Origin of the sequence: Tardiphaga sp., assembly GCF_044336785.1 — a bacterium.
GTDB lineage: Bacteria > Pseudomonadota > Alphaproteobacteria > Rhizobiales > Xanthobacteraceae > Tardiphaga.
Genome location: NZ_JBIIOT010000141.1, coordinates 1 through 9,554, shown reverse-complemented (window position 1 = coordinate 9,554; position 9,554 = coordinate 1). Strand labels below are relative to the sequence as shown.

Below are 9,554 nucleotides of genomic sequence, written 5' to 3'. Positions count from 1 at the left end.
TCAAGCCGGCGATCGCATAGAGGACATCAGCGCCGGTGGAGTCTGAAGCGCTCCTCCGCTTCCAGATGCGCCATATCGAGGAGATAGGCGAGCATGTCGAGGTGATGCCGCCGGGCCAGCCGGGCCAGATCATGGACCGCACCCTTTATGTAATGCGCGGCCTCTGCCGGCCCGCCATCGCCCGGGGGCTGGTCATTGTCGTTGTCGGATGCCATGCACCGTCCGCCCTGGATTCAACCATCATGAGACGCCTCAAAATAACACTCATAGGTTGAAAAATACAACCAAAAGTCCGGTCTGGCGTGTATTTGGGGCCAGCCTGTCACAATCCCCGATTTGACACGGGACCCCTTCGCACCCATGTTCGCCGCGAAACGGACGGCGCGACTCCTGCGCGCAGCCGCCGATTTCCCCCTTTAAGCTATTGGAAAATCATGAATCTCGTCATCGTGGAGTCGCCTTCCAAGGCCAAGACGATCAACAAGTATCTGGGCAAGGACTATGAGGTCCTGGCGTCCTTCGGCCATGTCCGCGACCTCCCCGCCAAGAATGGCTCGGTCGATCCCGACGCCGATTTCCAGATGATCTGGGAAGTGGACCCCAAGGCGAACAGCCGGCTCAACGATATCGCCAAGGCCTGCAAGGGCGCCGACAAGCTCATTCTGGCGACCGACCCTGACCGCGAGGGCGAAGCGATCTCCTGGCACGTGCTGGAGGTCTTGAAGCAGAAGCGCGCGCTGAAGGACCAGAAGATCGAGCGCGTGGTGTTCAATGCGATCACCAAGCAGGCCGTCACCGAGGCCATGAACAATCCGCGCGAGATCGATGGCGCGCTGGTGGACGCCTATATGGCGCGCCGCGCCCTCGATTATCTCGTCGGCTTCACCCTCTCCCCGGTTCTGTGGCGCAAGCTGCCAGGTGCCCGCTCGGCCGGCCGCGTACAGTCGGTGGCGCTGCGCCTGGTCTGCGACCGCGAGCAGGAAATCGAAAAATTCATCCCGCGCGAATACTGGTCGCTGGTGACCACGCTGGCGACGCCGCGCGGCGAAAGCTTTGAAGCGCGTCTGGTCGGCGCCGACGGCAAGAAGATCCAGCGCCTCGATATCGGCACCGGCGCCGAAGCCGAGGACTTCAAGAAGGCGATCGACGCGGCAGCCTTCTCGGTCACCACCGTCGATGCCAAGCCGGCGCGCCGCAATCCGCAGGCGCCATTCACCACCTCGACGCTGCAGCAGGAAGCCAGCCGTAAGCTTGGCTTTGCGCCGGCGCATACGATGCGCATCGCGCAGCGTCTCTATGAAGGCATCGATATCGGCGGCGAGACCACCGGCCTCATCACCTATATGCGAACCGACGGCGTGACCATCGACGGCTCGGCCATCACCCAGGCGCGCTCGGTGATCGGCGAGGATTACGGCAAGCAATATGTGCCGGATGCGCCGCGCCAATATACGAGCAAGGCGAAGAATGCGCAGGAAGCGCATGAAGCGATCCGTCCCACCGATATGTCGCGTCGTCCGGCCAGCCTGAAAGCGCGGCTCGATAGCGATCAATTCCGCCTCTATGAACTCGTCTGGATGCGCACCGTCGCCAGCCAGATGGAATCCGCGGAGATGGAGCGCACCACCGTGGACATCACCGCCAAGGCGGGCGCGCGCATACTGGAGCTGCGCGCCACCGGTCAGGTGGTGAAGTTCGACGGCTTCCTGGCCGTGTATCAGGAAGGCAAGGACGACGACGCGGATGATGAGGATTCTCGCCGCCTGCCCGCCATGAGCGTGGGCGAAGCGCTGAAGAAAGAGAACCTTGCCGTCACCCAGCATTTTACGGAACCGCCACCGCGGTTCTCGGAAGCATCGCTGGTGAAGCGGATGGAAGAGCTCGGCATCGGCCGGCCCTCCACCTATGCATCGATCCTGGATGTGCTCAAGGCGCGCGGCTATGTGAAGCTCGAGAAGAAGCGCCTCTATGGCGAGGACAAGGGCCGAGTCGTCGTGGCCTTCCTCGAAAACTTCTTCGCGCGTTATGTCGAATACGACTTCACCGCATCGCTGGAAGAGAATCTCGACAAGATCTCCAACAACGAGATCTCCTGGAAAGAGGTGCTGCGCGAATTCTGGACCGGCTTCATCGGCGCCGTCGATGACATCAAGGAGCTGCGTGTCGCGCAGGTGCTCGATGTGCTCGACGACATGCTCGGCCCGCACATCTATCCGGCCCGCGAGGATGGCGGCGATCCGCGCCAGTGCCCGACCTGCGGCACCGGACGCCTGAATCTGAAGGCCGGCAAGTTCGGCGCCTTTGTCGGCTGCTCGAATTATCCGGAATGCCGTCACACGCGTCCCCTCGCCGCGGATAGTGCAGCGACAGCGGATCGCGTGCTGGGCGAAGATCCGAAGACGGGTTTTGAAGTTGCCGTGAAGGCCGGACGTTTCGGGCCTTACATCCAGCTTGGCGATGCCAAGAATTACGAAGAAGGCGAGAAGCCGAAGCGCGCCGGCATTCCGAAGAACACATCGCCCGGCGATGTCGAACTCGACATGGCGCTCAAGCTGCTGTCACTGCCGCGCGAGATCGGCAAGCATCCGGAGACCGGCGAGCCGATCACGGCCGGCCTCGGTCGCTTCGGGCCGTTCGTGAAGCATGAGAAGACCTATGCGAGCCTGGAATCCGGCGACGAGGTGTTCGATATCGGCCTCAACCGCGCGGTCACGCTGATCGCCGAGAAGATCGCCAAGGGTCCGTCGGGTCGCCGCTTCGGCGCCGATCCCGGCAAGCCGCTCGGCGAGCATCCGGCCCTTGGCGGCATTGCCGTCAAGAACGGCCGCTATGGCGCCTATGTCACCGCGGGCGGCGTCAATGCGACGATCCCGAACGACAAGACGCCGGACACCATCACGGTGGCCGAAGCCATCGCGCTGCTCGACGAGCGCGCGGCCAAGGGCGGCGGCAAGGTGAAGAAGGTTGCCAAGAAGAAGGCCGCGCCGAAGAAGGCTGCGAAGTCTGCTGACGGTGACGACAAGCCGGCCAAGAAGGCTGTTGCCAAGAAGGCCGCCAAGCCGAAGGCCGACACGGCTGCGGCCAGCAAGGCGCGCGCGCCGGTGACCAAGAAGACCGTGGCGAAGAAGGCCGCACCAAAGAAAACTGCCGCCAAGAAGGCCGCGAGCAAGAACGGGTAGTTGTGGCCAAGATACGCGACAAATCACGCGACACCGGCTTTCCGTCGAGGGACGCCATCGTCGCGTTCATTCGCGCCTATCCCGGCAAGATCGGCACCCGCGAGATCGCGCGGGAATTCGGCCTCAAGAATGCAGCCCGCGTCGAACTCAAGCGCGTGCTGCGCGAACTCATTGCCGAAGGCGCCATCGCCAAGAAAGGCAAGGAAGTCCGCGAGCCCAAAGGCCTGCCATCGACCGTGCTGGTGGACATCGCAACACGCGATGCCGATGGCGAGTTGATCGCCACGCCCGTCGAATGGGACGAGGCCGACGGCAAGGCCCCGCGCATCCGCATTCATACCGCGCGCCGTCCCCTGCCCGGCACCGCGGCCGGCGTCGGCGACCGCGCGCTGGTGCGTATCGAGAAGATCGAGGACGAGGAGGACTCGTTCTATCGCGGGCGTGTCATCAAGGTGCTCGACGGCGCGCGCACGCGCCTGCTCGGCATCTATCGCGCGCTGCCGAATGGCGGCGGGCGCATGATCCCCGTCGACAAGAAACAGGCCGGGCGCGAACTCAACATCGCCGCCTCCGACGCCAACGGCGCCGAGGATGGCGATCTCGTCAGCGTCGATCTGATCCGCACCCGTGGCTATGGCCTCGGCTCCGGCAAGGTGAAGGAGCGGCTCGGCTCGCTGTCGTCGGAAAAAGCGGTCAGCATGATCGCCATTCATTCCCACGACATCCCGCAGGCCTTTTCACGCAACGCCTTGCAGGAAGCTGAAGCCGCCAAGCCTGCTGCCCTCAAGGGCCGCGAGGACTGGCGCGAACTGCCGCTGGTCACCATCGATCCGCCGGACGCCAAGGATCACGACGACGCCGTCTATGCGGAAGTCGATCCCGACAACGACGGCGGCATGATCGTCACCGTCGCCATCGCCGATGTCGCCTTCTATGTGCGGCCGGGCTCGGCGCTCGACAGCGATGCGCTCCAGCGCGGCAACTCCGTCTATTTCCCCGACCGCGTCGTGCCGATGCTGCCGGAGCGGATCTCCAATGATCTCTGCTCGCTGGTGCCCGGCGAGCCGCGCGGCGCGCTCGCAGTGCGCATGGTCATCGACGAGGACGGCAAGAAGGTCTCGCATTCCTTCCATCGCATCCTGATGCGCTCGGCGGCAAAGCTCTCCTACGCGCAGGCGCAGGCGGCGATTGACGGCAAGCCCGATGATATCACCGGCCCCATTCTCGATCCGATCCTGAAGCCGCTTTACGCGGCCTATGCGCTGGTCAAGAAGGCGCGCGACGAACGCAATCCGCTCGAGCTGGAAATTCCCGAGCGCAAGATCCTGCTCAAGAAGGACGGCACCGTCGATCGCGTCATCGTGCCGGAGCGGCTCGATGCGCACAAGCTGATCGAGGAGTTCATGATCCTCGCCAATGTCGCGGCGGCGGAGATGCTTGAAAAGAAGGGCCTGCCGCTTATCTATCGCGTGCATGACGAGCCGACCGTCGAGAAGGTTCACAATCTCGCGGAATTCCTCAAGACCCTCGATACGCCGTTCACGAAAGCGGGCAGCCTGCGGCCTTCGGTGTTCAACCGGGTGCTTGCGCAGTTCAAGGGCCATGACTCCGAGCCGCTGGTGAATGAAGTGGTGCTGCGCTCGCAGGCCCAGGCGGAATACACCTCCGAGAATTACGGGCATTTCGGCCTGAACCTGCGGCGCTACGCACATTTCACGTCGCCGATCAGGCGATACGCGGATCTGATCGTGCATCGTGCGCTGATCCGCGCGCTCGGCCTTGGCGAAGGCGCGTTGCCCGAGACCGAAACGCCGGAAACGCTGGCGGAGATATCGACGCAGATTTCCGCCACCGAACGCCGCGCCATGAAGGCGGAGCGCGAGACCTCGGACCGGCTGATCGCGCATTTCCTGGCCGACAAGATCGGTACCAGTTTCCAGGGGCGTATTTCCGGCGTCACCAAGGTTGGACTCTTTGTCCGATTGACCGAGACCGGCGCCGATGGCCTGATCCCGATCAGGACATTGGGCAGCGAATACTTCAATTTCGACGAAGCCCGCCACGCTTTGATCGGCACCCGTTCCGGCGCGATGTACCGGCTTGGCGATGTGGTCGATGTCCGACTGGTCGAGGCCGCACCGGTTGCCGGCGCGCTGCGATTTGAAATGCTGTCCGAGGGCAATGAAGCGCCTCGGCGGGTCCGGCGCGATCAAGGCCGCAGCAAGGGTGCTGACGACCGCGAGCACCGTCCGACCACGACGAAGAAATTCAAGTCGTCGAAGAAATCGAAGCCCGGCAAGAATGCGCGGGTGAAGGACAAAGCGAAGAAAGCCCTGGCCAATGCAGGCCGCGCCTCCCGATCGACGGGAGGCAAACCGACACGAGGCAAGTCATGATGACGCTGACCACGCCGAAGACGTTGACGAAGACCTGGACCAACGCGCTCGATCCCGCCGCCAAGCGCAATGTGTGGACCGCGATGAAGCGCGGCTTTGCCTGCCGCTGCCCGAATTGCGGTGAGGGCAAGATGTTTCGCGCCTTCCTCAAGACCGCCGATCACTGCGATCGCTGCGGCCAGGATTTTACCGCGCACCGCGCTGACGATCTGCCCGCTTATCTCGTGATCGTCATTGTCGGCCATATCGTGGTGCCGATCGCCTTGTGGATTGAAACGAATTACTCGCCATCGGTGGCGCTGCAACTGGCGATCTATCTGCCGATCACGCTGGTGGCATCGCTGCTGCTGCTGCAACCGGTCAAGGGCTCCGTTGTCGGATTGCAGTGGGCATTCCGCATGCACGGGTTTGGCGACGGCCCCGCCGACTGATACATTCTTCGTCTCTGCAAAACCCAAGAAGAAAATTCTAGGAGACGAAATGAACGACGCGGTTGACGTCAACAAGGTCGAAGTCGGCAAGGAAGCCGATCACCATCCCTACAAGCGCCCGCGCGATGCGGCGACGCTGATGCTGGTCGACCGCTCCGGCCCGGTGCCGAAGGTGCTGGTGGGCAAGCGCCACGACAAGGTGGTGTTCATGCCGGGCAAGTTCGTCTTCCCCGGCGGCAGCGTCGACAAGACCGACAACCGCGTCCCGGTCGCGGCCCCGATGCCGGCCGCACTCGAAGCCAATCTCCTGAAGGGCAGCCCGAAGACACTGCCATCGCGCGCGCGCTCGCTGGCCATCGCCGCCATTCGCGAAGCCTGTGAAGAGACCGGCCTGTGTCTTGGCCGCAAGAGCGAGGGCAAGCAGAAGACGCTCACCGGGCCCTGGCAGGCCTTCAGCGATGCCGGCCTCCTGCCCGATCCATCCGGCCTGTTCCTGATCGCCCGCGCGATCACGCCACCCGGCCGCATCAAGCGCTTCGACACGCGTTTCTTCACCGCCGACGCATCGTCGATCGCGCATCGCGTCGAAGGCGTGGTCCATGCCGATGCGGAACTGGTGGAACTGGTCTGGGTCGAACTCGGCTCGCCGCATCTGGCCGATGCGCATGCCATGACCAAGAACGTCCTTAACCAGTTGCAAAAACGCCTGGCACTCGGACCATTACACCATGACGCGCCGCTGCCATTCTTCCATTGGTACGATGGTAAGATGCAGATGGATATGATACCAGCCTGATGCGAGAAAGCGCCGCATATGCCGCGTTTTCACTATTTTTTTAACGCAACTATCTACCGAGCCGACTAACAACGACGGCGCCGCAATCGAGGAGCTTTCGTTCATGGGACAGATGCAAAGGTTCGAGGACACAGAGACCTCGACCTTCACACCTGTATCGCTCGGCTACCGGCAAATGGCGTCGTCACTGGCCAAGAAAGCGAGCGTCTCGAGCGATCCGCGCGAAATCCGCGACCTGCTCGAGCTCGCCAAGTCCTGGATCCTGCTGGCCGAAAACGAAGAGCTGATGGCGAGCGAAGCGCGCAGCCTGTCATCGCGATTCTAACCGCTTTCACGTCATTCCGTGGCACCCCGGAATGACGGCATTCTCCTCGCAAACTACAATTCGCAATAATCTTCCCGTGACCGGCTAGTGCCGCCCCGCCTCCGCATGCCTATCTGTTCCCGACCAGCATCACGGGGACCATCTCGATGGCGAAGCGTCAATTGAAGCTCGGGGCGTTCATGCGCCCGATCAGCATCCATACCGGCGCCTGGCGCTATCCCGGCTCCGTGCCGGATGCCAACTTCAATTTTCCCTTCATCAAGCAGATGATCCAGAAGCTGGAAGCCGGCAAATTCGATGCCTTCTTCATGGCCGATCATCTCGCCGTGCTGAACATGCCGGTGGAGGCGCTGAAGCGCAGCCATACGGTCACGTCGTTCGAGCCCTTCACGTTGCTCTCGGCGCTTGCCGCCGTCACCGAGAATATCGGCCTTGTCGCTACCGGCTCCACCACCTTCGACGCGCCCTATCATGTGGCGCGCCGCTTCGCCTCGCTCGATCATATTTCCGGCGGTCGCGCCGGCTGGAATATCGTGACCACGTCCAATCCCGATGCCGCGCTGAATTTCGGCCTCGACGATCACATGGAACATGCCGAGCGCTACAAGCGTGCGCGCGAGTTCTATGACGTCGTCACCGGTCTGTGGGATTCCTTCGCCGACGATGCGTTCATCCGCAATGTCGAGAGCGGCATCTTCATGGATCCCGAGAAGATGCATGTGCTCGATCACAAGGGCACCTATCTCAAGGTCCGCGGCCCCCTGAACATCGCGCGCCCCGTACAGGGCTGGCCGGTGATCGTGCAGGCCGGTGCATCCGATGACGGCAAGCAGCTGGCGGCGGAAACCGCCGAGGCCGTCTTCACCGGCGGCGGCCCGATCGGCGATGCGCAAAAACTCTATGCCGACATCAAGGGCCGCATGGCCAGGATCGGCCGCGACCCCGACCATCTCAAGATCCTGCCCGGCGCCTTTGTTGTGGTCGGCGACAGCGTCGAGGAAGCAAAGGAAAAGCGCGCACTGCTTGACAGCAAGGTGCATTACGCCAATGCCATCGCCTCGCTCTCGATCAATCTCGGCGTCGACGCCTCCGGCTTCGATCCCGATGCGCCCCTGCCCGACGACATCCCGGATACCAACGCGTCCAAGAGCGGCCGTGAGCGGGTCATCGCGCTTGCCCGTCGCGATAACCTCACCGTGCGCCAGCTGGCCCAGCGGCTCGGCGGCTATGCCGGCTCGGCCTTTGTCGGCACGCCCCAGACCATCGCCGACCAGATGCAGGAATGGCTGGAAACCGAGGCTTCGGACGGGTTCAACATCATGTTCCCTTATCTGCCCGAGGGGCTGAACGACTTCGTGGACAAGGTCGTGCCGGAACTGCAGAAGCGCGGAATCTTCCGGACGGAGTATGAGGGCCGCACCCTGCGCGAGAATCTGGGCCTGCCGCGGCCCGAAAACCGCTTCTTTCCGGCTTAAAAGCCGGAAATCACCGGATTTACCGCCGCGGAAAACCTTGACTTTGGGGCGTTCGGGGCTAGGTTGCGCGCCAACACGGCCAGTTCTCTGGCTGTCACCCGATTCCTGACATTCAGAGGTTCACCATGGCCAAAGCGGTCACCATCAAGATCAAGCTCGTCTCCACCGCGGACACCGGCTTCTACTACACCGCCAAGAAGAACTCGCGCACCATGACCGACAAGATGGTCAAGAAGAAGTACGACCCGGTCGCGCGCAAGCATGTCGAGTTCAAGGAAGCGAAGATCAAGTAAGCGCTGGACACAGCCGCTGACGGATTTGACGGCGCCGCGAGGCGCCGTTTTTCGTTTGGGGATGCGCCTCGCTCCCCTCATCCTGAGGAGCCGCGCAGCGGCGTCTCGAAGGATAGCGGCAAGCTCCGGAGCCCGGCCATCTCATGGTTCGAGACGGCGCTTTGCGCCTCCTCACCATGAGGGACAGAGATTGAGCAGCACGCCCACGCCGCCGCCGCGGCCGCGCGATTTTGACGGCGCTGCAAGGCGCCGTTTTTCATTGGGGAATGCCCACTCCGCCCTCATCCTGAGGAGTGCGCGCAGCGCACGTCTCGAAGGATGGCGGCAAACTCTGAGCCAGGCCATCTCATGGTTCGAGACGGCGCTGCGCCCCTCCTCACCATGAGGGACAGAGATTGAGCAGCACGCCCACGCCGCCGCCACGGCCGCGCGATTTTGACGGCCCTGCAAGGCGCCGTTTTCTTTTTAACCTCTCCCCGCCCTTCTGCGGGGAGAGGTCGATCCGGCGAAGCCGGATCGGGTGAGGGGCATGGCACAAGACCAGCGCCAATCTCACGACTATTGAAGGGAAGAATTCTCAGGGAGCCCGAGCGTCAGTCGCATAGGAGAGATCCGATGGACTGTGTAAGAGGCATACGCGTGCCATGCCCCTCACCCGC

At 62.8% G+C, this 9,554-nt stretch carries 8 protein-coding genes; 7 read left to right on the top strand and 1 reads right to left on the bottom strand.

Annotated features, from left to right (window positions below):
- Nucleotides 1-26 precede the first annotated feature (26 nt).
- Entirely contained in the window at nt 27-215 is a 189-nt protein-coding gene (locus ACIQ2A_RS24275) for a hypothetical protein (RefSeq protein WP_398484305.1), read from the bottom strand.
- Nucleotides 216-434: 219 nt separating this feature from the next.
- Between ACIQ2A_RS24275 and topA the strand changes: the two genes are divergently transcribed.
- From topA to rpmG, 7 genes are all read left to right on the top strand, one after another.
- Nucleotides 435-3,179 carry a type I DNA topoisomerase gene (gene topA, locus ACIQ2A_RS24270; protein ID WP_398484303.1) on the top strand — a complete coding sequence of 915 codons (2,745 nt, stop codon included), beginning with the start codon at nt 435-437 and terminating at the stop codon, nt 3,177-3,179.
- An 11-nt stretch (nt 3,180-3,190) separates the two neighbouring features.
- Nucleotides 3,191-5,575: a ribonuclease R gene (rnr, locus tag ACIQ2A_RS24265; RefSeq protein WP_398484307.1), complete on the top strand. Its 2,385-nt coding sequence runs from the start codon at nt 3,191-3,193 to the stop codon at nt 5,573-5,575.
- Nucleotides 5,572-6,006: a DUF983 domain-containing protein gene (locus ACIQ2A_RS24260; protein ID WP_398484301.1), complete on the top strand. Its 435-nt coding sequence runs from the start codon at nt 5,572-5,574 to the stop codon at nt 6,004-6,006. Before rnr ends, ACIQ2A_RS24260 begins: the two co-directional genes overlap by 4 nt.
- Before the next feature lie 49 nt (nt 6,007-6,055).
- Entirely contained in the window at nt 6,056-6,802 is a 747-nt protein-coding gene (locus tag ACIQ2A_RS24255) for an NUDIX hydrolase (protein WP_398484299.1), read from the top strand.
- A 103-nt stretch (nt 6,803-6,905) separates the two neighbouring features.
- Nucleotides 6,906-7,127 carry a hypothetical protein gene (locus ACIQ2A_RS24250; protein WP_398484297.1) on the top strand — a complete coding sequence of 74 codons (222 nt, stop codon included), beginning with the start codon at nt 6,906-6,908 and terminating at the stop codon, nt 7,125-7,127.
- Between the two features lie 146 nt (nt 7,128-7,273).
- Entirely contained in the window at nt 7,274-8,602 is a 1,329-nt protein-coding gene (locus ACIQ2A_RS24245; protein ID WP_398484295.1) for an LLM class flavin-dependent oxidoreductase, read from the top strand.
- Between the two features lie 125 nt (nt 8,603-8,727).
- Nucleotides 8,728-8,895 carry a 50S ribosomal protein L33 gene (gene rpmG, locus ACIQ2A_RS24240; protein WP_211908954.1) on the top strand — a complete coding sequence of 56 codons (168 nt, stop codon included), beginning with the start codon at nt 8,728-8,730 and terminating at the stop codon, nt 8,893-8,895.
- Nucleotides 8,896-9,554 lie beyond the last annotated feature (659 nt).

What these genes read in the sequence shown, in the direction of transcription:
- ACIQ2A_RS24275 (WP_398484305.1), bottom strand. Translation starts at nt 215, where the DNA reads ATGGCATCCGACAACGACAATGACCAGCCCCCGGGCGATGGCGGGCCG.
- topA (WP_398484303.1), top strand. Translation starts at nt 435, where the DNA reads ATGAATCTCGTCATCGTGGAGTCGCCTTCCAAGGCCAAGACGATCAAC.
- ACIQ2A_RS24260 (WP_398484301.1), top strand. Translation starts at nt 5,572, where the DNA reads ATGATGACGCTGACCACGCCGAAGACGTTGACGAAGACCTGGACCAAC.
- ACIQ2A_RS24255 (WP_398484299.1), top strand. Translation starts at nt 6,056, where the DNA reads ATGAACGACGCGGTTGACGTCAACAAGGTCGAAGTCGGCAAGGAAGCC.
- ACIQ2A_RS24250 (WP_398484297.1), top strand. Translation starts at nt 6,906, where the DNA reads ATGGGACAGATGCAAAGGTTCGAGGACACAGAGACCTCGACCTTCACA.
- ACIQ2A_RS24245 (WP_398484295.1), top strand. Translation starts at nt 7,274, where the DNA reads ATGGCGAAGCGTCAATTGAAGCTCGGGGCGTTCATGCGCCCGATCAGC.
- rpmG (WP_211908954.1), top strand. Translation starts at nt 8,728, where the DNA reads ATGGCCAAAGCGGTCACCATCAAGATCAAGCTCGTCTCCACCGCGGAC.